General features: G+C 65.0%; 20 protein-coding genes. 11 read left to right on the top strand and 9 right to left on the bottom strand.

What is annotated here, in order from left to right:
- Positions 1-397: 397 nt before the first annotated feature.
- From A3OM_RS0116770 to A3OM_RS0116755, 3 genes are all read right to left on the bottom strand, one after another.
- Positions 398-2,083, bottom strand: a complete 1,686-nt coding sequence (locus tag A3OM_RS0116770) for a HAMP domain-containing methyl-accepting chemotaxis protein (protein ID WP_026176130.1) — start codon at positions 2,081-2,083, stop codon at positions 398-400.
- 293 nt (positions 2,084-2,376) lie between these two features.
- Positions 2,377-3,861 carry a SulP family inorganic anion transporter gene (locus A3OM_RS0116760; RefSeq protein WP_018044925.1) on the bottom strand — a complete coding sequence of 495 codons (1,485 nt, stop codon included), beginning with the start codon at positions 3,859-3,861 and terminating at the stop codon, positions 2,377-2,379.
- 397 nt (positions 3,862-4,258) lie between these two features.
- Complete coding sequence (locus A3OM_RS0116755) at positions 4,259-5,218, bottom strand: polyprenyl synthetase family protein (protein ID WP_026176129.1); 960 nt, start codon at positions 5,216-5,218, stop codon at positions 4,259-4,261.
- A 151-nt stretch (positions 5,219-5,369) separates the two neighbouring features.
- Between A3OM_RS0116755 and mtgA the strand changes: the two genes are divergently transcribed.
- Together mtgA and A3OM_RS0116745 are read left to right on the top strand one after the other, a co-directional pair.
- A complete protein-coding gene (gene mtgA / locus A3OM_RS0116750) occupies positions 5,370-6,029 on the top strand; it encodes a monofunctional biosynthetic peptidoglycan transglycosylase (protein ID WP_157196499.1) in 660 nt (219 codons plus the stop codon).
- Between the two features lie 129 nt (positions 6,030-6,158).
- A complete protein-coding gene (locus A3OM_RS0116745; protein ID WP_018044922.1) occupies positions 6,159-6,728 on the top strand; it encodes a hypothetical protein in 570 nt (189 codons plus the stop codon).
- Positions 6,729-6,777: 49 nt separating this feature from the next.
- Here A3OM_RS0116745 and A3OM_RS0116740 read toward each other — a convergent pair whose 3' ends face one another.
- On the bottom strand, positions 6,778-8,019 hold the full coding sequence (locus A3OM_RS0116740) for an argininosuccinate synthase (RefSeq protein WP_018044921.1): 1,242 nt from the start codon (positions 8,017-8,019) through the stop codon (positions 6,778-6,780).
- Positions 8,020-8,223: 204 nt separating this feature from the next.
- Here A3OM_RS0116740 and A3OM_RS0116735 point away from each other — a divergent pair, with 204 nt between their 5' ends.
- Entirely contained in the window at positions 8,224-8,850 is a 627-nt protein-coding gene (locus tag A3OM_RS0116735; RefSeq protein ID WP_018044920.1) for a 2-hydroxychromene-2-carboxylate isomerase, read from the top strand.
- Between the two features lie 135 nt (positions 8,851-8,985).
- On the opposite strand, the gene A3OM_RS0116730 is transcribed toward A3OM_RS0116735, so the two are convergent.
- A complete protein-coding gene (locus A3OM_RS0116730; RefSeq protein WP_018044919.1) occupies positions 8,986-10,464 on the bottom strand; it encodes a PAS domain-containing methyl-accepting chemotaxis protein in 1,479 nt (492 codons plus the stop codon).
- A 504-nt stretch (positions 10,465-10,968) separates the two neighbouring features.
- Here A3OM_RS0116730 and A3OM_RS0116725 point away from each other — a divergent pair.
- The 7 genes from A3OM_RS0116725 to atpC all read left to right on the top strand — a co-directional run bounded on the left by A3OM_RS0116725 (position 10,969) and on the right by atpC (position 17,399).
- Complete coding sequence (locus A3OM_RS0116725) at positions 10,969-11,664, top strand: DsbA family protein (protein ID WP_018044918.1); 696 nt, start codon at positions 10,969-10,971, stop codon at positions 11,662-11,664.
- Between the two features lie 286 nt (positions 11,665-11,950).
- Positions 11,951-12,520: a F0F1 ATP synthase subunit delta gene (locus A3OM_RS0116720; RefSeq protein ID WP_018044917.1), complete on the top strand. Its 570-nt coding sequence runs from the start codon at positions 11,951-11,953 to the stop codon at positions 12,518-12,520.
- Positions 12,521-12,594: 74 nt separating this feature from the next.
- Positions 12,595-14,124 carry a F0F1 ATP synthase subunit alpha gene (gene atpA, locus A3OM_RS0116715; RefSeq protein ID WP_018044916.1) on the top strand — a complete coding sequence of 510 codons (1,530 nt, stop codon included), beginning with the start codon at positions 12,595-12,597 and terminating at the stop codon, positions 14,122-14,124.
- 161 nt (positions 14,125-14,285) lie between these two features.
- Entirely contained in the window at positions 14,286-15,161 is an 876-nt protein-coding gene (locus tag A3OM_RS0116710; RefSeq protein WP_018044915.1) for a F0F1 ATP synthase subunit gamma, read from the top strand.
- A 46-nt stretch (positions 15,162-15,207) separates the two neighbouring features.
- Positions 15,208-16,668: a F0F1 ATP synthase subunit beta gene (gene atpD / locus A3OM_RS0116705; RefSeq protein WP_018044914.1), complete on the top strand. Its 1,461-nt coding sequence runs from the start codon at positions 15,208-15,210 to the stop codon at positions 16,666-16,668.
- A gap of 4 nt (positions 16,669-16,672) precedes the next feature.
- Positions 16,673-16,921, top strand: coding sequence for a hypothetical protein (locus A3OM_RS0116700; RefSeq protein ID WP_018044913.1), 249 nt, complete (start codon positions 16,673-16,675; stop codon positions 16,919-16,921).
- Between the two features lie 76 nt (positions 16,922-16,997).
- The gene (atpC, locus tag A3OM_RS0116695) at positions 16,998-17,399 is read left to right on the top strand and encodes an ATP synthase F1 subunit epsilon (protein WP_018044912.1); all 402 of its coding nucleotides are present in this window, start codon (positions 16,998-17,000) and stop codon (positions 17,397-17,399) included.
- 14 nt (positions 17,400-17,413) lie between these two features.
- Here atpC and A3OM_RS0116690 read toward each other — a convergent pair whose 3' ends face one another.
- Genes A3OM_RS0116690 through A3OM_RS0116675 form a run of 4 tightly spaced genes read right to left on the bottom strand, consistent with a single transcriptional unit; the run spans position 17,414 to position 20,195 of the window.
- Complete coding sequence (locus tag A3OM_RS0116690; protein WP_018044911.1) at positions 17,414-18,682, bottom strand: CCA tRNA nucleotidyltransferase; 1,269 nt, start codon at positions 18,680-18,682, stop codon at positions 17,414-17,416.
- A complete protein-coding gene (locus tag A3OM_RS0116685) occupies positions 18,679-18,936 on the bottom strand; it encodes a DUF6111 family protein (protein ID WP_018044910.1) in 258 nt (85 codons plus the stop codon). Before A3OM_RS0116685 ends, A3OM_RS0116690 begins: the two co-directional genes overlap by 4 nt.
- Before the next feature lie 33 nt (positions 18,937-18,969).
- The gene (locus A3OM_RS0116680) at positions 18,970-19,608 is read right to left on the bottom strand and encodes a CoA pyrophosphatase (RefSeq protein ID WP_018044909.1); all 639 of its coding nucleotides are present in this window, start codon (positions 19,606-19,608) and stop codon (positions 18,970-18,972) included.
- Positions 19,605-20,195, bottom strand: coding sequence for a DUF1285 domain-containing protein (locus A3OM_RS0116675; protein ID WP_018044908.1), 591 nt, complete (start codon positions 20,193-20,195; stop codon positions 19,605-19,607). Before A3OM_RS0116675 ends, A3OM_RS0116680 begins: the two co-directional genes overlap by 4 nt.
- A 342-nt stretch (positions 20,196-20,537) precedes the next feature.
- On the opposite strand from A3OM_RS0116675, the gene A3OM_RS0116670 reads away from it, so the two are divergent.
- On the top strand, positions 20,538-22,685 hold the full coding sequence (locus tag A3OM_RS0116670; protein ID WP_018044907.1) for a sodium-translocating pyrophosphatase: 2,148 nt from the start codon (positions 20,538-20,540) through the stop codon (positions 22,683-22,685).
- The last annotated feature ends 122 nt before the right edge of the window (positions 22,686-22,807 follow it).

Below are 22,807 nucleotides of genomic sequence, written 5' to 3'. Positions count from 1 at the left end.
TGCGTCGGGCGGCTGTAGCGAGGGGCTCGGGCGCTTGGCAAGTGTTCGCGGTAGGGACCGGCAGTTCCCGCGAGGTCGTCCGCGGCCTGAGCACCTTGCTCGGTCTCACGCCCGACGAAGCAATCGCTTCAGGACTTTTGGGGCTCCATCTCTCGAGGGGATGGAGCTGTGGGCTGCGGGGATCATCAGAATGGGCACGGCTCGCACGACACTGCGATTTGCTCGGTCGCGGCCAGAATCGGCTGTTCGCGCCAGACGACGGGCGACGGGATCGCGAGATCCAACCGAAGCCTGTGGGCCAGCCGGGACGACGATCACCGCCCCGGCACCTCCTTGCATCCTCGACCGGGTGGCCGGCCGAAAGACATCGATGCGGCCTCTCACCCGTTCGGGTGGATCAGGCTGCTCTCACGGTGGTGAGGAAGCGTGCCACTTCGGCGTTGAGATGCTCGGATTGGCGAGATAGTTCGGAGGCCGAGGACAGCACCTGGGTCGCCGCCGCACCCGTATCCTCGGCCGCACCGGCCACACCGGCGATGTTGCGGGTCACCTCGCCGGTGCCCGTCGCCGCCTGGGCGACGTTGCGAACGATCTCCTGCGTCGCCGCTCCCTGTTCCTCCACAGCGGCGGCAATGGCGGTGGCCACGACATCGATCTCGCGGATACGGTTCGTGATGCCGGCGATCGCCGCTACCGCTTGACCTGTCGCCTCTTGAATCTGCGCGATCTGGCTGGAAATCTCCTCGGTGGCTCGCGCTGTCTGGCTCGCCAGTTCCTTGACCTCGGTGGCGACCACCGCGAAGCCGCGTCCCGCCTCGCCTGCACGGGCCGCCTCGATGGTCGCGTTGAGGGCCAGCAAGTTGGTCTGCCCGGCGATGTTGGCGATCAAACCGACGACCTGGCCGACATGGGTCGCCGCTTGTGACAAAGTATGAACGAAGGCGGCGGTCTGGTCCGCTTCGGCGACCGCTCTCTGGGCCAGCGTGGCCGAACCGGTGACTTGACGGCCGATCTCCTGGACGGAAACGCCCAGTTCTTCGGCGGCGGCCGCCACCGTTCCGACATTCGTCGCTGCTTCCTCCGCGGCGGCTGCCACGGTGGTGGACTGGCTCGCGGTCTCCGCGGCGGTGGCGGTCATGGTCTGGGCGGTGGTCTGAAGCTCCGTGGACGACGATGACAGCATGCCGATGATGCCGCCCACCGCTCCTTCGAAGGTATCGGCGAGTTCGACCATCGTCCGGCGGCGCTCGGTCGCCGCGGCCTCGTCCGCGACGCGTCGGATCTCGGCCTGCTCGGCCGCCTTCTGCGCGACCATGGCCTTGATGCCTTCCACGGCCTTGCCGATCATGCCGATCTCGTCGCGGCGGCGGGTTTCGGCGATTTCGGCGTCGACCTCTCCCCGGGCCATGCGCTGCAGCACATCGGTCAGTCTGCGGAGCGGTCGTGTGATGCCGAAGATGACGACGAAGATCGCGGCGAGCACGCCCGTGGCCACGCCCGCGGTGGACAGGATCATGGTGAAACGGCGGGTCGTCGTGGTCTGAACGGTCAGATCGTTGGAGCCCTTCTGGATCATCGCGTCGATGTCCTCCACCAACTGCCGACACGCGGTGAACAGCTTCTGCTGCACCGGATCGACTTTCGTATGGGCCACAGCCAGCGCCGCCTCGCCCATGTCATTGTCGGCGAGTCCGCGCATTTCCTCGATGCTCCGGATGAACTCACCGAGGAGCGCCGCTACTATGTCGGTCTGAGCTTTGAACGTTGGTGCCGTTTCCCGAATGTTTTCGATCAACTGTGCCGCATTGGCGGGAAGCCCCTCAAAGGTGGCGCTGACACGCTTTCTGTCGCCAAGGTTGGGCTCCGCGAGGATGCGAAATGCAATATAGCTCATCTGAAAAACGGTACGATTGAGCCGGACGCCCGCAGTCGCTCCCTTTGCATTTTTGTCGAGATAGACAGTATAAGAATCGTCGATGGCCGTCATCTGTGATGTTGCGTACCAGATGCAACCTCCGATGATTGTCGCCATCAATGAAATCACAAGCATAAGCTTATTAATTATTTTTAAGTTCGCCAACATGGCCGATGCTCTTCCGCTGTGCCCGACTTCGTACTTATCATCCGATAATTAAATTTCTGTTTTTTTAATATAGAGCGCGAAGCGGCGCGGCGTTACAGCGATTGTCCACCACAGGTGGGACATGGACGGAACATCGGGGAGTCGAACGGACTTGCCCCATGCCGGACCGAGGCGTTCACGGCATGTCGGAGCTGAGGCTCCAGGCCGCGTTCCCGGGGCTGCGGCACCGGGGACGGCTCAGTGCGGTCCTGCAAATCAGTCGGTGGTTCTCCGGCTCGACCGGATCGTGACGCTCAATGTCCCGAGCCGGCGAGCGCGGCACCCGGCTTCTGATGTGTGCCGACCTGGTCCACGAGCATTGCCGTCGCTTCGTTCATTCCGGAGATCTCGACCGGAACGCCGTGATGGCGAAATTTCAGCACCACTCGGTCCAATGCGTTGATGCTGGTGATGTCCCAGAAATGCGATGCAGCAAGATCGATGATGACGGAATCCAGGTCGTCCTCGCGGAAATCGAAGGCGGAGTGAAAGGCCTCGGCCGTGGCGAAAAAGATCTGCCCGCTCACCCGGTAGGTCCGCACCCGGCTCCCCTCGTCCCGCACCGAAGACACGCGGAAGAACCGGGTCACCTTATGGGCGAAGAACAGGCCCGAGAGGATGACGCCGAAGAGGACGCCCTTGGCGAGGTCGTGGGTGGTGACGACGACGGCCACCGTGCCCAGCATGACAGCGCTCGAACTCTTCGGATGGGTCAGCAGCGTGCGGACGGAGTTCCACTGGAAGGTATTGATCGACACCATGATCATCACTGCCACCAGGGCCGCCATGGGAATTCGTGCCACGTAGGGGCCGAGCACGACGATGAGGAACAACAGGAACGCGCCGGCCCACAGCGTCGAGAGGCGGCCCCGACCACCGGACGAGACGTTGATGACCGATTGCCCGATCATGGCGCAGCCGGCCATGCCGCCGAACAGGCCGGAGGTGACGTTGGCGAGGCCCTGGCCGGCGCATTCGCGATTCTTGTCGGAGGTCGTGTCGGTCATCTCGTCGAGGATGGCCGCCGTCATCATGCTCTCCAGCAGCCCGACCATTGCCAGGGTGAGCGCATAGGGCAGGATGATCCGCAGGGTCTCCAGGGTGAACGGGACCTGGGGCAGGGCGAAGACGGGCAATTCGCTCGGCAGGGCGCCCATATCGCCCACGGTCCGGATATCGAACCCGAACCAGACCGAGATTCCGGTGAGGACGAGGATCGTGATCAGCGGGGAGGGGACTGCCTTCGTCAGGTAGGGCAGGCCGTAGATCATCGCGAGGCCGATGGCGGTCATCGCGTAGACGACCGGCCCTCGCCCGATGAGCTCCGGCATCTGCGCGAGGAAGATCAGGATCGCCAGGGCGTTGACGAAGCCGGTGACCACCGAGCGCGAGACGAAGCGCATCAGGTTGCCGAGGCGCATCAGGCTCGCCGCGAGCTGCAGGAGGCCGGTGAGGATGGTCGCGGCGAACAGGTAGCCGAGCCCGTGTTCCTTCACGAGGGTCACCATGACCAGGGACATGGCGCCGGTGGCCGCCGAGATCATGGCCGGGCGTCCGCCGGCGAAAGCCGAGATCACCGCGATGCAGAACGATGCGTAGAGACCGACCTTGGGGTCCACGCCCGCGATGATCGAGAAGGCGATGGCCTCGGGGATCAGCGCGAGGGCGACCACCGTTCCGGCCAGGAGTTCACGCGTGACGTCGGGAGCCCACTCGCTCCGGAGGTGCTGACGGTTCATGGATAAAGCTTTCGAGGGTCCCCGTGCGCGAAGCGTCGGCAGGGACAGGCATCTGGAGGCCCGGGCGCTTCAGCGCTCATCGGGCATGGACGGAACACGATCTGCTCAGCCTCCGCCTACGGCGGAGTCAGGCCAAGAAAGTCGATGAACCGCTTGAGATGCATGGACGCCTGATAGCATGGACCCGCCGCGATGCAACATCGCGGCGGGTCGGGGCACGGCTTACATTCGCGCCGCTGCCGGTCCCGCACGACGCCCGGGGTATCACGCCGTCATTCCGAGCGCGGCTACGCAGACCCCGAATGACGACGGATGTCTTGGAGCCGGCCCAACCCCTCACACCAAGGAGATCCCGCGACCCGGAGTTTCGAGGCCCGCGGGCGTGGCAAAATTATTTTTAGACCTTACGCGCCACCGTGAACCGCGCCGCTTCCCGCAGAGTCTGGGCCTTGTCGCCCCAGGCGGAGACAGCCTCCTCGCAGATGCCGACGAGGCGGTCGCATTCGGCGCGGGCTCCGTCGATGCCGAGCCGGTCGACGAGGGTCGCCTTGCCGGCATCCTTGTCCTTGCCGGTGGCCTTACCCATGGCTTCCGGCGAGGCCTCGCGGTCGAGGATGTCGTCGGCGATCTGGAAGGCCTGGCCGAGGGCGAGCCCGTAGCGCCACAGGGCGGCGCGCTGGTCGGGTGTCGCTCCGCCCACGAGGGCTCCCGCATCCACCGAAAAGGCGAGAATGGCGCCGGTCTTCATCGCCTGGAGTTGGAGCGTGTCCTCGACGTCCAGGGAGACGGCGCCGAAGCGTCCTTCCGCGCCCAGATCGAGGATCTGCCCACCGACCATGCCGCCGAGGCCCGAGGCCTTGGCGAGGCCCAGTACGAGGTCCGCGCGGATCGACGGGTCCGGCTGCCATGCGGAATCGGCCAGGATTTCGAAGGCGAGGGTCTGGAGGGCATCGCCGACGAGGATGGCGGTGGCTTCGTCATAGGCCTTATGGACGGTGGGCTTGCCGCGCCGCATGTCGTCGTCGTCCATGGCCGGCATGTCGTCGTGGACGAGGGAGTAGCAATGGACGAGCTCGATGGCCGAACCGGCGGCCAGCGCCCCGGCCTCGGAGCCGCCCAGCATCCGGGCGGTCTCCACCGCCAGGAACGGGCGCAGACGCTTGCCGCCGCCGAGAACGGCGTGACGCATGGCCTCCATCAGGCGAACGGGCCGCGTGATCTCGCCCGCCTGCGTCTCGGGACCGAGTCGTTCGGCCAGAAACGCCTCGACGGCGTCGGCCACGCTCGAAAGCTTGTGGGAAAACGCCTGGGATGCGTCCGCCTTGACCGAAGCGTGGGATGCTTTTGGTGAGGTCATCGTAAGAAGGGCCTTGGTCAAGAATGGGCGCGTCGTTGTGCGGGAGGTACGGATTCAGGAACGGCGCGACGGCGCGGCGGAAGACAGCGATTCGCGATCACGCCATGCGCGCGATCTCGATTCCATCCGCCAAGGACGAAGGAAGCATTGGGTGAGGCGGTTCGTCGGCCTCGTCATGCTGCTCCCCGTCATGTTGCTGGCCCTGATTCTTGTTCTGGGGCTCGTCTATAGTGCGCTGACGCCGCCCTCAACCCTGATGCTGGCGCGATGGGTCAGCGGTAAGCCCGTCAGCCGGGAGGCCGTCCCCCTCGATGCGATCTCGCCGTTTCTCGTCCAGGCCGTCATCGCGTCCGAGGACCAGCGCTTCTGCCTTCACAACGGCGTCGATTGGGGCGCCCTGCGCGACGTAGTGGATGATGACGAGGGGCCGAGCCGCGGGGCTTCGACAATCTCCATGCAGGCCGTGAAGAACGTGTTTCTCTGGCCGGGCCGTTCCTTCATCCGGAAAGGCCTCGAAATTCCCCTCGCGGTCATGGCCGACGCCCTGTGGGGCAAGCGGCGGATGATGGAGGTCTATCTCAACATCGCCGAATGGGGGGACGGTGTGTACGGCGCCGAGGCGGCGGCGCAGCGCTGGTTCGGAAAGAGCGCGCGGAACCTCAACCGCAGCGAGGCGAGCCTGCTCGCCGCCGTTCTGCCGAACCCGATCCAACGCAATGCGGCTCTGCCGTCTCGCGGCGTGCGTGCGGTCGCCACCCGCATCCAGGGGCGGATGAATGGGGTCGGTGGATTGATGGGCTGCCTTCGCTGAATCCACACACGTGGAGGCTTGCCGCAACACGTGTCATAGAGCCGTCCATTCTCCGGCAGGCGGCCGGGGCCGGCCCGTGACGGGGCGGATGCGAGACACGACGAACATAACACCGATAGCGGACGCGACATGGCCGACAGCACAACCTTCGACCTCACCCTCGAGCGGATCGCCCTGATCCGCCGGATGGTGGTGGCCTGGAACCCGGCCGGGCAGGGCGCGCCCATCGTGCATCCCGATGCGCCCTATGGCAGCACCGACCGCGACGGGGACATCTTCAACGTCACCGGGGACGATGACGGGGCGGACGAGGAACACCGGGCGCTCGGCGATGCGCTCGCGGTCTTCCTCCATAACGCCGTGCTGAAGCCGGGGCGCTACGCCTACCACAACACCTTGGCCAAGCTCTCCTCGGAGGATGTCGGCGACGTGTTCCGCGACGAGGCGTCGGGCGAGACGCCCGAGCACGTGACCTTCGACGTCACGGCCCAGCATCTGGCCCTGGTGCCGAAGCTCAACATCGTCTGGGACGAGGGCCGCGACGTGCCGGCCTTCGACACGGCCGAGCCCTATGGAGCGGGGACCGAGATACCGGCGGTGCATCACGAGATGCAGCCGGCCCTGCAGATCTTCCTGCGCTATGGCGATCTCGGCCCCGGCCCCTTCGGCAAGGTGGGCAACCGCTGGGCTGCCGTCTGAGCGCCGCGTAAACCCCTCCCCGCGACGGGGGAGGGGTGGATCCCGAGGCCTATGCCCCGAGCTTCTTCTTGCGCTGCGCCAGGGTGCGCAGCCGCAGGGCGTTGAGCTTGATGAAGCCCGCCGCGTCGCGATGGTCGTAGGCCACCGCGCCCTCCTCGAAGGTAACGAGATCCTGATCGTAGAGGGAGTTCGGGCTGGTGCGGCCGATGACGTGGATGCCGCCCTTGTAGAGCTTCAGCCGGACCTCGCCGGTGACCATTTCCTGGCTCTTGTCGATGAGAGCCTGAAGCATCTCGCGCTCGGGCGAGAACCAGAAGCCGTTATAGATCAGCTCCGCATATTGCGGCATGATCTGATCTTTGAGATGGGCCGCACCACGGTCCAGCGTGATCGACTCGATGGCGCGGTGGGCCGGCAGCAGGATCGTCCCGCCCGGCGTTTCGTACATGCCTCGGCTCTTCATGCCGACGAAGCGGTTCTCCACGAGATCGAGACGGCCAATGCCGTTGTCATGGCCGAGCTGGTTGAGCTTGGCCAGAAGAGTGGCAGGGGAGAGGCGCTCGCCGTCGATGGAGACCGCGTCACCCTTCTCGAAGCCGATCGTGACGATGGTCGGGGTGTCGGGGGCCTCTTCCGGCGAGAGGGTCCGCGAGTAGACGTAATCCGGCACCTCATCGGCCGGATCTTCCAGGACCTTACCCTCGGAGGAGGCGTGGAGAAGGTTCGCGTCCACTGAGAACGGACTCTCGCCGCGCTTGTCCTTGGAGATCGGGATCTGGTGCTGCTCGGCGAAGGCGATGAGCTGCTCACGGCTTTTGAGGTCCCATTCGCGCCAGGGGGCGATGACGGTCACATCGGGCTTCAAGGCATAATAGCCGAGCTCGAACCGGACCTGATCGTTGCCCTTGCCGGTGGCGCCGTGACAGACCGCATCGGCGCCGAGACGTTCGGCGATCTCGATCTGCTTCTTGGCGATGAGCGGGCGGGCGATGGAGGTGCCGAGGAGATAGACGCCCTCGTAGACCGCGTTGGCGCGGAACATCGGGAAGACGTAGTCGCGCACGAACTCCTCGCGCAGGTCTTCGATGAAGATGTTTTCCGGCTTGATGCCGAGCAGTTCGGCCTTCTTTCGCGCGGGCTCGAGTTCCTCGCCCTGGCCCAGATCGGCCGTGAACGTGATGACCTCGCAGCCATAGGTGGTCTGCAGCCATTTCAGGATGATCGAGGTGTCGAGGCCACCGGAATAGGCGAGCACGACCTTGTTGACGGGCTTCGGATTCGCGTCTGACATGGGGCTCGCTTCGGTTCTCGTGACGTGGGGGCGACTTATCAGCCGAGAGCCGCGTCGTGCAACCGGCATGCCGCAGGAGACGTTGCAGAGGTATCGGCCCCGCTTTCCACGGCCGCGGCAGCGGACCCTGTTGCCGCCCTGGCCGCGACAGCCGAAACTGCGTAATCCGACCTCACTCTTGATCCCACGCCGGAGATTCGACGAATGCCGAGACGGCCGACCCTCGAATTCTGGTACGAGTTCTCCTCCACCTACTCCTACCTGGCGGCCATGCGGATCGATGCGATGGCGCAAGCCGCCGGCGTCGACCTGCGATGGCGGCCGTTTCTCCTGGGGCCTATTTTCGCCAGCCAGGGCTGGAATTCCTCGCCGTTCAATCTCTTCCCCGCCAAGGGACGGCACATGTGGCGGGACGTGGAGCGCGAGGCGGCGCGGCAAGGCCTGCCGCCGCTGAAACGGCCCGACCCGTTCCCGCAGAACAGCCTGAGCGCCACGCGCGCAGCCACCTACGGCATGGATCACGACTGGCTCGTTCCCTTCTCGAAAGCCGTCTACGAAACCCAGTTTGCCGTCGGGCACTCCATCGCCGAACCCCAGGCCGTGGCCGGCATCCTCAACCGGCTTGGTCTCGACGGCACCGTGATCCTCAAGGCCGCGGCTCTGGAGGGCAACAAGGGGCGTCTGCGCGTCAACGGAGAGGAGGCGCGCTCGCGCGGCATCTTCGGCGCCCCGACCTTTTTGACCGGCGACGGCGAATTGTTCTGGGGCAACGACCGGCTTGAGCAGGCTCTCGCCTGGGCGACCGGGGACCGGCCGGGGGCGATGCGATAGGCGCCGCTGATCCCTCACCGAAACGGCCGGGTTAATTCGAGGCCGCGAGGCGGCGTCATGAAAAAAGATCGGTCGCGAGCCTTGTCGGGCCGCGACCGCATTTCTCGCCTCGATAGAATCAGGACCGGTGAAGCTTCAGGCAGCCTCTTGTGAGGCGGTTCTGACTTTCTGCGTGGCCTCGTCGACCTCTTCGGTGGAGCGGGCGATTTCGCTGAGGCTACCGGTGATGAGGGTGACGCCGTTCGAGGCGGTCTGCATGCTGGCCGACATCTCACGGGTGACGGCGCTCTGCTCCTCCACCGCGGCCGAGATCGCGCTCGCGACCTCGTTCAGAGTCATGATCGTGTCCTGGATCGAGGTGATGGCCCCCACCGCGTCCTGCGTCGCCTGCTGGGTCGACGCGATCTGAGCGGTGATCTGTTCGGTGGCCTTGGAAGTCTGGGCAGCCAGTGCCTTCACCTCGGTGGCGACCACGGCGAAGCCCCGCCCCGCCTCACCGGCCCGTGCCGCCTCGATCGTGGCATTGAGAGCGAGAAGGTTGGTCTGTGCCGCGATGCCCTGGATCAGGGCGACGACCTCGCCGATTCGGGTCGCCGCACCGGACAGGCCGGCGATGATGGTGCTGGTTTCCTGAGCCTGCCTCACCGCCTGACCGGAAATCTCGGACGCGTGAGTGACCTGCATGCTGATCTCGGACACCGACGCAGCAAGCTCCTCGGCGCCGGACGCCACGGTCTGGATGTCGGCGGAGACCTGCGTCGAAGCCAGCGCGGCCTGACCGGCCTGCTGCGACGCACCGGAGGCGGATCCCGCGATGGCGTTGAGGTCGGTGGCGATCGAGATCTGGATGTCGGCGCGCCGCTTTCGCTCCAGAACCTGCCGCGTCACGTCGATGCAGAATTTGACGACCTTCAGCGGGCGTCCTGCACGGTCGAGGATCGGGTTGTAGGTGCCCTGGATGAAGACCTCGTGTCCGCCCTTGGCGATCCGCCGGTACTCGTCGGCCTGATACTCGCCGCGCCCGAGCTCGTCCCAGAAGCTCTTGTATTCGGCGCCGGCGCGCAGAGCGGGATCGACGAACAGGCTGTGATGCTTCCCCTGAATCTCGGACAGGTCGTAGCCCATCACGTCGAGGAAGTTCCGGTTGGCGGTGAGGATGGTGCCGTCGAGGGCGAACTCGATCACCGCCTGAGAGCGGTGGAGGGCCTTGATCTGAACCTCGTCGTTGATCGACTGCATCACCCGTTCGGTGATGTCGGACGAGAACTTGACGATCTTGGTGGTCTTGCCGTCGCGTCCGAGGATGGGATTGTAGGTGGCCTGCAGCCAGATCTCGCGCCCGGCCTTGCCGATGCGCTTGAACTCGCCGGATTGGAAGGTGCCGGCGGCCAAGGCGGTCCAGAAGGCACGGTAATCCTGGCTCTCCCGGAACGCCGGTTCGACGAACAGGCTGTGATGCTTGCCCTGGATCTCGGACAGTTCGTAGCCGATTGCAGCAAGAAAATTCCCGTTGGCCGTCAGTACCTTGCCATCGGTATCGAATTCGATGACCGCTTGAGAGCGATCCAGTGCGTCGATCTTGGACCGGAGATCGCTGTTCGTGAAGAAGTTCATCACCCTATTTGACGCGTAAGGGTTGGGGGTGGATCGCCGCGCTCGACCCTGCAATCTTTGATACGCTCGCGTTTCTATCTGCCAAGTTAACGAGATCCTCACTGGATCGCAAAAATCAGAAATCGCCCATCACGATAACGTTATAAAAATTGAACAAGATGTGTTTGTATTTCAAATTAGGTGAGTGAACTCGCCATTGATTTTGGTTTTTCTCAAATATAAATATATATTCCTGTATAAATCTATGTCGGTTCTGCCTTTAGAATTATACAATGTCGACTGTTTCTCTGATTATTTTGATATTTGGTAAGACGAAGCGGAGGCCCTTTTAGGTGCCCGGTTCTGGGACATGGAACGATATCTCATTGACGGACGGACTGGCTGTGCTGGAACGATCCCCGTTGCGGGCACCGGCGGACTGGATACGGTCACGAACCGGGATTATGAGGCGCGACCTGCGGTGCCGAATGATTGGAAACCGCGCACATTCGAGGCTTGGTTCCCATGACCATCGACCGTCGAACTTTCCTGACCGGGGCCGTGAGCCTGGCCTCTCTCGTCTCCTCCTCCGGCGCGAGTGTGGCCCAGGGATACGGCCAGACCTTCAAGGTCGATAACGACGACGGCCGACCCATCGCGAACACGCGGCTCCCGGGCGAGATCGTCGGAGAAATCCCCGCGTTGAAGGGTGTCACATACGTGGGCGCCCGCGAGGCGGAAATCACGCTCTACGAGTTCTTCGACTATAATTGCCCGTATTGCCGGAAGGCGGCGGTCGACATGGTGTCGCTCGCCGCAAGCGATGCCGCTTTGCGGATCGGGCTCGTCAACAACCCGATTCTCTCGCCGCAATCGGCGCAGGCGGCGAAGGTCGCCTTGGCGATCCAGCGCAAGCTGGGCTCAGCCGCAGCCTGGACGCTCTACCAGAGGCTCCTCGCCAAGCCGGGCAAGATCGACGGCGGCGGCGCGCTTCAGGTTGCCGCCACCCTGGGTGTTTCCGCTTCCGAGATCGAGACGATCGCCGACAGCGACGAGGTGCGACTCGCCCTGAGGGCGCAGATGCGGATGGCCGCCGACCTCGGCCTCGTGGCGACTCCCTCCTACGTCCTCGGCAATACCGGCCTGCTCGGGCATCCGGGAGCGAAATCCCTCGCCCGGATGATTGGCGCCATGCGCCGTTGCGACCAGATCGCCTGTTGACGGTCCTTGTCGTAGGTCCCGACCGATGCCACCCGGTCCGCGCCTCACCTTCGCCATCGTTTGCGCGGATTGGGGATGATCGCACGACCGCGCGCCGCACAAGCTTATGCAGCGCCGTCTTCGTCTTGCGCCTCCCCAACACGCATGCTAGGCCCTCGCCGCGCCGGGAGGACGGGTTTCAGACCTGTATTTCGAGGCGGTTCCCATTCCTGACGGTTTCAGAGCCGACGCCGAGAACGGTGTCACGGGCCGGAACCTCGGGCCGGATTAAAAGAGAGAGTGGCGCGTGGCGCAGACCAGTTCCGAGGCGGGTTCCCCGGTTGCAGGCGTAGCAGGTCGCTATGCCTCCGCACTGTTCGAGCTGGCCCGCGACGAGCGCCAGATCGATGCGGTGGCGGCGACCCTTCAGCAATTCGACGGCCTTTTGAACGAGAGCGCTGACCTGATGCGCCTCGTGCGCAGCCCGGTCTTCACCGGCGAGCAGCAGGAAGCCGCCATCGGCGCCATCCTCGACAAGGCCGGGATCACCGGGCTCGGCGCCAACTTCATCCGTCTCGCCGCCGCAAACCGGCGCCTGTTCGTGCTGCCGGACATGATCCGCTGCTTCAATCGGCTCGTGGCCGCCTCGAAGGGCATCGTGCGGGCCGAAGTCACGGTGGCCGAGCGCCCCTCCGACGCCGTCCTTGAAGAGATCAAGGCTTCCTTGCGCGATGTCGCCCGGTCCGAGATCGATCTCGACCTGCGGGTGGATCCGGCCCTGATCGGCGGTCTCATCGTCAAGATCGGCAGCAGGATGGTGGATGCGTCCCTGCGGACCAAGCTCAACGGTATTCGACTCGCGATGCGGGAAGCCTGAGGTCGGCGCCCCGGCGCACGACCGCTCCCGTTTTCTCCACAGCAACTTCGTTCCGAATTTAAAGAGGCCAGACGATGGACATCCGCGCTGCCGAGATCTCCGCGATCCTGAAAGAGCAGATCAAGAATTTCGGCCAGGACGCCGAAGTCACCGAGGTAGGCCAAGTACTCTCCGTAGGTGACGGCATCGCCCGCGCCTACGGCCTCGACAGCGTCCAGGCCGGCGAGATGGTCGAGTTCGAGTCGGGCGTGCGCGGCATGGCTCTCAACCTCGAGCAGGACAACGTCGGCATCGTGATCTTCGGGTCCGATCGCGACATCAAGGAAGGCCAGACCGTCAAGCGCACCGGCGCCATCGTGGACGTTCCGGTCGGCAAGGCACTCCTCGGCCGCGTCGTCGACGCGCTGGGCAACCCCATCGACGGCAAGGGCCCCATCGCCACCACCGAGCGTCGCCGCGTCGACGTGAAGGCGCCCGGCATCATCCCGCGCAAGTCGGTGCATGAGCCGATGGCCACCGGCCTCAAGGCCATCGACGCGCTCATCCCCGTCGGCCGTGGCCAGCGCGAGCTCATCATCGGCGATCGCCAGACCGGCAAGACCGCCATCGCCCTCGATACGATCCTCAACCAGAAGCCGGCCCATGCTGGCACCGACGAGAACGCCAAGCTCTATTGCGTTTACGTCGCTATCGGCCAGAAGCGGTCGACCGTCGCGCAGTTCGTGAAGTCGCTCGAAGACAACGGAGCGCTGGAATATTCCATCGTCATCGCCGCCACCGCTTCGGACGCTGCTCCGATGCAGTTCATCGCACCCTTCGCCGGCTGCGCCATGGGCGAGTATTTCCGCGACAACGCCATGCACGCCGTGATCGTGTACGACGATCTCTCCAAGCAGGCCGTGGCCTACCGCCAGATGTCGCTGCTGCTGCGCCGCCCACCGGGCCGCGAAGCTTATCCCGGCGACGTGTTCTATCTTCACTCGCGCCTGCTCGAGCGCGCCGCCAAGATGGGCGATGCCGCCGGCAACGGCTCACTGACCGCGCTTCCGGTCATCGAGACCCAGGCCAACGACGTCTCTGCCTACATCCCGACCAACGTGATCTCGATCACCGACGGCCAGATCTTCCTCGAGACCGACCTGTTCTACCAGGGCATCCGTCCTGCGGTGAACGTCGGCCTCTCGGTCTCCCGAGTGGGCTCTTCGGCCCAGACGAAGGCGATGAAGAAGGTCGCCGGCAAGATCAAGGGCGAGCTCGCCCAGTACCGCGAGATGGCTGCCTTCGCGCAGTTCGGCTCGGATCTCGACGCCTCGACCCAGAAGCTCCTGAACCGTGGCTCGCGCCTCACCGAGCTCCTGAAGCAGCCGCAATTCTCGCCGCTGAAGATGGAAGAGCAGGTTGCGGTGATTTATGCCGGCGTGAACGGCTATCTCGACGCTCTTCCCGTGTCGAAGGTCCGTCCCTTCGAGGACGCGCTGCTCTCGACCCTGCGCACCAAGCACGCCGACCTGCTCACCAAGATCCGTGACTCGAAGGATCTGTCCGACGACAGCGCGAAGACGCTGAAGGGCGTCGTCGAGAGCGTCGCCAAGTCGCTGGCCTAAAGCCAGTCGATGATCCCCTCCCTTAGCGGGGAGGGGACTGGGGTGGAGGTGTGCCGGACCGGCCGAGACCTCTTCGACACCACCCCCAACTCCGGCTCTTCCTCACGCGAGGGGAAGAGAGATGGCGTCGAACCGCACCGAACGGATCTGGAAGTCACCCCATGGCGAGTTTGAAGGATCTGCGTAACCGCATCGCTTCGGTGAAGGGCACGCAGAAGATTACCAAGGCGATGCAGATGGTCGCCGCGGCAAAGCTGCGGCGGGCGCAGAATGCCGCCGAGAACGCACGCCCTTATGCCGAGAAGATGTCCCAGGTGCTCGGCAACCTCGCCGCGAACCTCGTCGGTGGCGTCCAGGGTCCGAAGCTTCTGTCCGGCACGGGAGCCGACAAGGTTCACCTGCTGGTCGTCTGCACGGCTGACCGCGGCCTCTGCGGCGGCTTCAACTCGTCGATCGTGCGTTTGGCCCGCGAGCACATCCGCACGCTGACGGCCGAGGGCAAGACGGTGAAGATCGTCACGGTCGGCAAGAAAGGCTACGACCTCCTGCGTCGCCAGTACCGCGACCAGATCATCGAAAGCCGTGACCTGCGCGGCAACAAGCCGGTGGATTATGAGTTCGCCGCCGAGATCGCGCAGAGCATCATCTCGCGTTTCGACGACGGCGAGTTCGACGTGGCGACGCTGTTCTATTCGCGCTTTCGCTCCGTCATCGCCCAGGTGCCGACCGCCCAGAAGCTCATCCCGGCCGAGCTGCCCGCAGCCGGCGGTACCGCTCCGGATGCCGCTCTGGAGTTCGAGCCGAGCGAGGAAGCGATCCTCGACACGCTGCTGCCGCGCAACCTCACCGTCCAGGTGTTCCGCGCTCTCCTGGAGAACGCGGCCTCCGAGCAGGGCGCACGCACGGGCGCCATGGATTCCGCCACGCGCAACGCGGGCGAGATGATCAAGAAGCAGACGCAGATCTACAACCGTACGCGTCAGGCCATGATCACCAAGGAACTCATCGAAATCATCTCGGGTGCCGAAGCGCTCTAAGCGCTCCCCGTCGCCCTGACCGCAACATATTCGAAGGACCCGTAACATGGCGAACACCGCTCTCCCCGGCGCTGGCTCCAACAAGGTCGGCAAGATCACCCAGGTCATCGGCCCCGTGGTCGACGTTCACTTCGACGGCCACCTGCCGGAGATCCTCAACGCCCTCGAGACCAAGAACAACGGCAACCGCCTCGTTCTCGAAGTGGCCATGCAACTCGGTGAGAGCACCGTGCGCTGCGTCGCCATGGACACGTCGGAAGGCCTCGTTCGTGGCCAGGAAGTCACCGACACCGGCGAAGCCATCAAGGTACCGGTCGGCTTCAACACCCTCGGCCGAATCATGAACGTCATCGGCGAGCCGATCGACGAGGCCGGCCCGATCCAGTCGGACACCCTGCGCGCCATCCACCAGCCCGCGCCGTCCTACGCAGAGCAGTCCACTGAGTCGCAGATCCTCGTCACCGGCATCAAGGTGGTCGATCTCCTCGCCCCTTACGCCAAGGGCGGCAAGATCGGCCTGTTCGGCGGCGCCGGCGTCGGCAAGACCGTGCTGATCATGGAGCTCATCAACAACATCGCCAAGGTGCACTCGGGCTACTCGGTGTTCGCCGGCGTCGGTGAGCGCACCCGCGAGGGTAACGATCTCTACCACGAGATGATCGAGTCCAAGGTCAACATGGACCCGAAGGAGAACAACGGCTCGGCCGAAGGCTCCAAGTGCGCGCTCGTCTACGGCCAGATGAACGAGTCTCCCGGCGCCCGCTCGCGCGTGGCTCTCACCGGCCTCACCATCGCCGAGGATTTCCGCGACCAGGGCCAGGATGTGCTGTTCTTCGTGGACAACATCTTCCGCTTCACCCAGGCCGGCTCGGAAGTGTCGGCTCTCCTCGGCCGCATCCCCTCCGCCGTGGGTTACCAGCCGACGCTGGCCACCGACATGGGCGCCCTGCAGGAGCGCATCACCACCACCACCAAGGGCTCGATCACATCGGTGCAGGCCATCTACGTGCCAGCCGACGATCTGACCGATCCGGCGCCCGCCGCGTCGTTCGCCCACTTGGACGCCACCACCGTGCTCTCGCGGTCCATCGCCGAGAAGGGCATCTACCCGGCCGTGGATCCGCTGGACTCGACCTCGCGCATGCTCAACCCCGCCGTTCTCGGTGAGGAGCATTACGACGTCGCCCGCCGCGTCCAGCAGACCCTGCAGCGCTACAAGGCCCTGCAGGACATCATCGCGATCCTGGGCATGGATGAGCTCTCGGAAGAGGACAAGCTCACCGTTGCCCGCGCCCGCAAGATCGAGCGCTTCTTCTCGCAGCCCTTCTCGGTGGCCGAGATCTTCACCGGCTCGCCCGGCATCCAGGTCCCGCTGGCCGACACGATCAAGGGCTTCAAGGGCTTGGTGAACGGCGATTACGACGATCTGCCGGAGGCGGCGTTCTACATGGTCGGCACGATCGAGGACGCCAAGGAGAAGGCGAAGAAGATAGCGGCTGCGGCCTGAGCGCATGAACGCTAAGATTGGCCTTCTCCTCGTCGGACTCGTGGTCGGCGCCTTGGCCGGGTATCTTACCCGGCCTCAGGCTGCCGAGATCAGGATCGGCGACTTCAGCCTTGAGGTTCAGGGCGACAAACCGGCAGGTACCAGCGGCGGCTCATTGACCACCGGCCAGATGCAGCACATCGGCATCTTCGCCGTGATCGGTGCGGCCCTTGGCCTCGGGGTTGGCTTCGTCGCCGGTCGGGCACGCGCCTGAAACACATTATGGCGCAGGGCTCAGGCCGCTGCGCCATCGGTTCTAAATGACAACCCGAATCGGGACTCGCGACGTCATGGCCACTTTCCAGTTCGATTTCGTCGGCCCCGAGCGGACGGTCTATTCCGGTCAGATCGAGGCCGTGCAGCTTCCCGGCGTCGAGGGCGAGATGACCGTGCTGCCGGGTCATGCTCCGGTTCTCACCGCCCTCAAGGTCGGCGTCATCGTCATCAACGAGGCGGGGCATGCCGGCGAGCGCGTGCTGGTGCGCGGTGGCTTCGCCGATATCGGTCCGACGATGGTCACCGTGATCGCCGAGCGAGCCAATCCGTTCGAGGAAATCACGCCTGATTCCCTCGACAAGGATATCGCCGCCCTCGAATTACAGCGCGATGCCACCGAAGATTTCGCCAAGAAGGACGAGATCAGCGGTCAGATCGTCCAGCTTCAGGATGCCAAGGTCGCTCTCAACTTCTGATTTCTTCGCCGCGCTCAGGCTTTCGAGCGGGCGGTGGCGACGGCATGATCGAGGAGGAGGGTGCGCTCCTCCTTCCCGGAGGGACATCCCCGTTCGAGCCAGAAAGCATGGCTGGCTGCGAGTCCCTTCCCGATCGAACGGCCCGGTGGGACGCCCGCCGCGATGAGGTCGCCCCCGCTCAGGGGAAAGACGGGTACGGGTTGGGTGCCGTCGAGGAACCGCTCGAAGGCCAAGCGAGCCTCCACGCTCATCTCACTCATTCGCTGGTCGCCCATCACGGCGACGACAAGGGCCAAGCCGCCCAGATCCTGTGTCGCGACGAGGCGCCGTACATCTGCCGCCGCAATGACGGGCAGACGCTCTATCGCCCCCCTCGCCGCCGCATACGCCTGAAGGCAGGCCTGTTCCTCGTTCGATAGGCGCAGCGTTTGTCTCAGTCGCTCGGCATCGGTGCCGGAATCGACGGCCAGGGCGGCGAGCCGTGCGACAGCGCTCTGCGGCAAGCCATGATTCGCACTCATCGAAACGGCCCGTTCCAGGCGGTCGAGATGACCTTCGGTGCCGACAATGCGTGCTAGCAGCCCGGCTCCCCTCATTTCCGCGGCGGCTTGGACGGCGCCAGGCGCTTCCAGGAGCTTCAGGAGTTCCGAACGAACCCGCTCGCGCGACAGGCCGTCGAGGGCCTCCGCCGCGTCGGCCGCTGCCCGTAACCCCTCCTCGTCGGGTGCTCCGATGCCGTAGCGGGCATGGAAGCGGAAGAAGCGCAGGATGCGCAGAGCGTCTTCGCGGATTCGGGTCGCCGCATCCCCGATGAAGCGGACGCGGCCCGCGTGAAGATCCGCTTCGCCTCCCGTCGTGTCGTGCAAGGCGCCGTCCCCGCTCAGGGACAGGGCGTTGATCGTGAAGTCGCGGCGCTCGGCATCGCGGGCGAAATCGCGCCCGAACCTCACCACCGCATGCCGCCCGTCGGTCTCGACATCCTCTCGGAGGGTCGTCACCTCGAAGGCCCGGCCGTCGAACAGGATCGTCACCGTTCCATGCTCGATCCCGGTGGGGATTGCCTTCAAGGAGGCGGCCGTTGCCCGCCGCATCACATCCTCGGGCAGTAGAGTGGTGGCGAGATCGATGTCGGACCCGACCCGCCCGAGCAGGGCATCGCGGACGACCCCTCCGACGATCCGGGTTTCCTCTCCTGGCGCCTTCAGCACGGAAAGCACGTGCGAGATGGCCTGATCCGCAAGAAGGGCGTTCAGCCCGTCCCGCTGAAGATCGCGGCTCGTCACTGGAAATGGCCGGGCACGACCTGGCCGTTCTCGATGCTCGGCGGGACATAGCCGCCGCGATGCTTCTCGCCGGTCAACCCCACGACGACGAGAGACAGGATCACCAGAACGAGCCCTCCCATGGTCAGGCGGAACACCGACCCTTCCCAATGGGTGCCATGACGCGGGTTGCGGCCCCTGATCGCGAGATAGAGGCCGAACAGCACGAAGGGCAGCAGGAAGATGAGGGCTTCTTCGAAAAGGCGACGGATCATGTGGCTTTCACGGGGTGGTGGAAGCCCGTCATGTCACGGAAACAAGCGTTCGTGGAGATTGTTCACGATCCCTGCCGTCACACCCCAGATCATGCGGTCCCCGAAAGGGATCGCGTAGTAGCGGCGCGGGCGATCCTGCCAGACCCCGACGCCGAGCCGGCGGCGAACCGGGTCCATCAGGCGAGCGAGAGGGACTTCGAAGACGTCCGCCACCTCGGCCGGATCGAGATCGAGCGGTGTCCCTCCCGCGCAGAGCCCCACCACCGGCACCACGAGGAAGCCCGTGGCCGACAGATAGGGGTCGAGATAGCCGAGGATCCGGATGTCGTCGGGGCGAAGGCCGATCTCCTCCCGGGCTTCGCGAAGGGCGGCATCGGCCGGGCTCCTGTCGGAGGGTTCGATCTTGCCGCCGGGAAAGGCGATCTGGCCGGAATGGTCCCGCAGGTGCGAGGCCCTGACGGTGAAGAGCACGAAGAGCTCCGCGTCCCTGACGATGACGGGGACCAGCACCGCGGCTGGCCGATGCGGTCTGCCCGGAGGGATCGCGATACCGATGGGATCGAGGTCGTGGTCTCCGCGTGGGTTCGATATCGGGTCACCGGCCTTGGGCGGAGTTGGCAAGAGGCCCCGCCCGGCCCTGTCGAGCAGGTCGGACAGCGCGTCGAAGCTCATGCGCCTTCGCTGCGCGCGACGGTGTGAAAGCTGCCGCCGCCGGCGATGCCGAACCACGAGACGCCATCGATCAGGCGTTCCTCTCCCAGCGCCAGGAGGTCGTAGGTCGTGGCGCGGGTGAGGAGCGCCCAGAGGTCGCGGCGGACATGGACATAGGGGCGCAAGCCTCCGTCGCCGCCTTCCTCGAAGCGAAGGGCATGGTTGGCGTCGACGGTGACGAGATCGTCGACATTGGTGCGGAACGCGATGCGCCGGGCCTCGCCTTCCCCCTCCGCCGCCATCTCCACGGCAGCGAAGGGCGCATCGTCCACGACGATGCCCACGCTCTCCACCGGCGTCACCAGGACGATGCGGCCATCGGGCTCCCGCCGCAGGATGGAGGAGAACAGCTTGACGAGGGCCGGGCGGCGGATCGGCGAGCCGTTGTGGAACCAGGTTCCGTCCGCGGCGATCCGCATGTCGATCTCGCCGCAATAGGGCGGATGCCAGCGCTCCACCGGCGGAAACCCGCGTTGGGGTATCCCGTCGAGCGCCAGGCTCAGCCTGGCGAGAGCCGGGTCCGGTGTCTGCTGTTCCGCCTGAGTCATGGTCTCAGGAGATACCGCGTTTCCGAGATTTTGAAACTGCCCTCGATTTGGGAATCGATGCCGAAGCGAGTGTTGGCACTCAAAGTTTCGCTGCGTTGCATCCTGCTCCAGGCCCAATGCGAGCACATGCGAATACGAACGAGTTCAATCAAACGCTTAGCGATTTGTGCAATGCAAAAATATTCGCTGCGAAAATAGCTAGACAGCATTTGCTCTTGTCTCGGAAGTTTGGCACTCAGAGCAGGCATCCCAGGGAGGGAATGCCTAAAACGCATCAAGCGCCTCGTCCCACGGCCAGCCAGCCGAGCTTCGTCATCACGATAACAACGCAAGGACGGTAGAATGACCGCATTGTTGCTTATCATCCTGGGCGGGCTGTGCGCCGTCGCCTACGGTATCGTCACGATCAACGACGTGATGAAACGCGACGCCGGCACCCAGCGGATGCAGGAGATCGCCGGGGCGATCGCGGAAGGGGCACAGGCCTATCTGCGCCGGCAATACGCCACCATCGGCATCGTCGGCGTGGTCCTGTTCGTGGCGCTCGCCTATTTCCTGGGGCTCAAGGTCGCCATCGGCTTCCTCATCGGTGCCGTACTCTCGGGAGCCGCCGGCTTCATCGGGATGAACGTGTCGGTTCGCGCCAATGTCCGCACGGCGCAGGCGGCCTCCACCTCCCTCGGAGCGGGGCTCGACGTCGCGTTCAAGTCCGGCGCCGTCACCGGCATGTTCGTGGCCGGTCTCGCGCTCCTCGGAGTCGCTCTGTACTACACCTTCCTCACCCGCGTTTCGGGCCTCGCGCCGGCCAGCCGCGAAGTCATCGATTCCCTGGTGGCGCTCGGCTTCGGCGCATCCTTGATCTCGATCTTCGCCCGCCTCGGCGGCGGCATCTTCACCAAGGGCGCGGATGTCGGCGGCGATCTCGTCGGCAAGGTCGAGGCCGGGATTCCGGAAGACGATCCGCGCAACCCCGCCACCATCGCCGACAATGTGGGTGACAATGTCGGCGACTGCGCCGGCATGGCGGCCGATCTGTTCGAAACTTACGCGGTGACCGTCGTCGCCACCATGGTACTCGCGGCGATCTTCTTCGCCGGTCAGACCGATGTCGGCGGCCGCAACGTGCTGGAGGCGATGCTGCTCTATCCGCTGGCCATCGGCTCGGCCTGCATCCTCACCTCCATCGCCGGCACCTATGCCGTGCGGCTCGGGGCCAACCAGTCGATCATGGGAGCGCTCTACAAGGGCCTCGTCACTGCAGGCGCGCTCTCCATCGTCGCCATCGCGCTGGTCAATTTTGCGCTGTTCGGCGGTTTCGCCACCGAGTTCACGACCAATGCCGGAGTCACCTTCACCTCCGGCGGCCTGTTCGGCTGCGCCGTGATCGGCCTCGTCATCACCGCGCTCATCGTGGTGATCACCGAATACTATACCGGCACCAACTTCCGCCCGGTGAAGTCCATCGCCGACGCCTCCGTCACCGGCCACGGCACCAACGTGATCCAGGGCCTGGCGATCTCGCTGGAATCGACGGCCCTGCCGGCGCTCGTCATCGTGGCGGGCATCATTGCCACCTACTCGCTGGCGGGCCTGTTCGGCATCGCCATCGCCGTTTCCGCCATGCTGGCGCTCGCCGGCTTCATCGTCGCCCTCGACGCGTTCGGGCCCGTCACCGACAATGCCGGGGGTATCGCGGAGATGGCTGGTTTGCCACCGGAAGTCCGCAAGTCCACCGACGCGCTCGATGCCGTCGGCAACACCACCAAGGCCGTCACCAAGGGCTACGCCATCGGCTCGGCCGGTCTCGGTGCCCTGGTCCTGTTTGCCGCCTATACCAGCGATCTGGACTACTTCATCGCCAATGCAAGCCCGACCCAGTACCGCTTCTTCCAGGGCGTCACCGTCGATTTCTCCCTGTCGAACCCCTACGTCGTCGTTGGCCTGCTTCTCGGCGGTCTGATCCCGTTCCTGTTCGGCGGCATGGCGATGACGGCGGTGGGCCGTGCTGCCGGTGCCGTGGTGGAGGAGGTGCGGCGGCAGTTCCGCGAGAAGCCCGGTATCATGGCGGGCACCGACCGTCCGGATTACGGGCGGGCCGTCGATATGCTCACGCGCGCGGCGATCAAGGAAATGATCCTGCCTTCGCTCCTGCCGGTCCTGTCGCCCATCGTGCTGTTCTTCGCGATCCAGGCGATCGCCGGGAAGAACCAGGCCTTCGCCACGGTTGGCGCGTCCCTGCTCGGCGTGATCCTCACCGGCCTCTACGTGGCGATCTCGATGACGTCCGGCGGCGGGGCGTGGGACAATGCGAAGAAGTACATCGAAGACGGTCACCACGGCGGCAAGGGCTCCGACGCTCACAAGGCGGCGGTGACCGGTGACACCGTCGGCGACCCCTACAAGGATACGGCCGGCCCGGCCGTGAATCCCGCGATCAAGATCACCAACATCATCGCTCTGCTTCTGCTGGCGGTGCTCGCGCATCTCTGAAGCTCGGCTCCGATGGACGGTCGCAGAGATGAAGCCTCGGCAGGTGCCGGAAAGGTGATTGCAGGGGCGATGTTGTGGGTACGCTGGCGTGCGGCGGCGCACAGGTGGCGCCGCCCGGCCCA

It is taken from the genome of Methylobacterium sp. 88A, assembly GCF_000376345.1.
In the GTDB taxonomy this organism is placed as follows: domain Bacteria; phylum Pseudomonadota; class Alphaproteobacteria; order Rhizobiales; family Beijerinckiaceae; genus Methylobacterium; species Methylobacterium bullatum.
The sequence above is the reverse complement of the archived record's forward strand: the minus strand, read 5'-3'. Positions and strand labels throughout refer to the sequence as shown.

Bases quoted from the DNA above. Each gene is read 5' to 3' on its own strand.
- A3OM_RS0116735 (WP_018044920.1), top strand. From the start codon at position 8,224: ATGCCGAGACGGCCGACCCTCGAATTCTGGTACGAGTTCTCCTCCACC.
- A3OM_RS0116685 (WP_018044910.1), bottom strand. From the start codon at position 18,936: ATGATCCGTCGCCTTTTCGAAGAAGCCCTCATCTTCCTGCTGCCCTTC.
- A3OM_RS0116760 (WP_018044925.1), bottom strand. From the start codon at position 3,861: ATGAACCGTCAGCACCTCCGGAGCGAGTGGGCTCCCGACGTCACGCGT.
- A3OM_RS0116675 (WP_018044908.1), bottom strand. From the start codon at position 20,195: ATGACTCAGGCGGAACAGCAGACACCGGACCCGGCTCTCGCCAGGCTG.
- A3OM_RS0116680 (WP_018044909.1), bottom strand. From the start codon at position 19,608: ATGAGCTTCGACGCGCTGTCCGACCTGCTCGACAGGGCCGGGCGGGGC.
- atpC (WP_018044912.1), top strand. From the start codon at position 16,998: ATGGCCACTTTCCAGTTCGATTTCGTCGGCCCCGAGCGGACGGTCTAT.
- A3OM_RS0116670 (WP_018044907.1), top strand. From the start codon at position 20,538: ATGACCGCATTGTTGCTTATCATCCTGGGCGGGCTGTGCGCCGTCGCC.
- A3OM_RS0116745 (WP_018044922.1), top strand. From the start codon at position 6,159: ATGGCCGACAGCACAACCTTCGACCTCACCCTCGAGCGGATCGCCCTG.
- A3OM_RS0116725 (WP_018044918.1), top strand. From the start codon at position 10,969: ATGACCATCGACCGTCGAACTTTCCTGACCGGGGCCGTGAGCCTGGCC.
- A3OM_RS0116755 (WP_026176129.1), bottom strand. From the start codon at position 5,218: ATGACCTCACCAAAAGCATCCCACGCTTCGGTCAAGGCGGACGCATCC.
- A3OM_RS0116730 (WP_018044919.1), bottom strand. From the start codon at position 10,464: ATGAACTTCTTCACGAACAGCGATCTCCGGTCCAAGATCGACGCACTG.
- atpD (WP_018044914.1), top strand. From the start codon at position 15,208: ATGGCGAACACCGCTCTCCCCGGCGCTGGCTCCAACAAGGTCGGCAAG.
- A3OM_RS0116710 (WP_018044915.1), top strand. From the start codon at position 14,286: ATGGCGAGTTTGAAGGATCTGCGTAACCGCATCGCTTCGGTGAAGGGC.
- A3OM_RS0116770 (WP_026176130.1), bottom strand. From the start codon at position 2,083: ATGTTGGCGAACTTAAAAATAATTAATAAGCTTATGCTTGTGATTTCA.
- A3OM_RS0116700 (WP_018044913.1), top strand. From the start codon at position 16,673: ATGAACGCTAAGATTGGCCTTCTCCTCGTCGGACTCGTGGTCGGCGCC.
- A3OM_RS0116740 (WP_018044921.1), bottom strand. From the start codon at position 8,019: ATGTCAGACGCGAATCCGAAGCCCGTCAACAAGGTCGTGCTCGCCTAT.
- atpA (WP_018044916.1), top strand. From the start codon at position 12,595: ATGGACATCCGCGCTGCCGAGATCTCCGCGATCCTGAAAGAGCAGATC.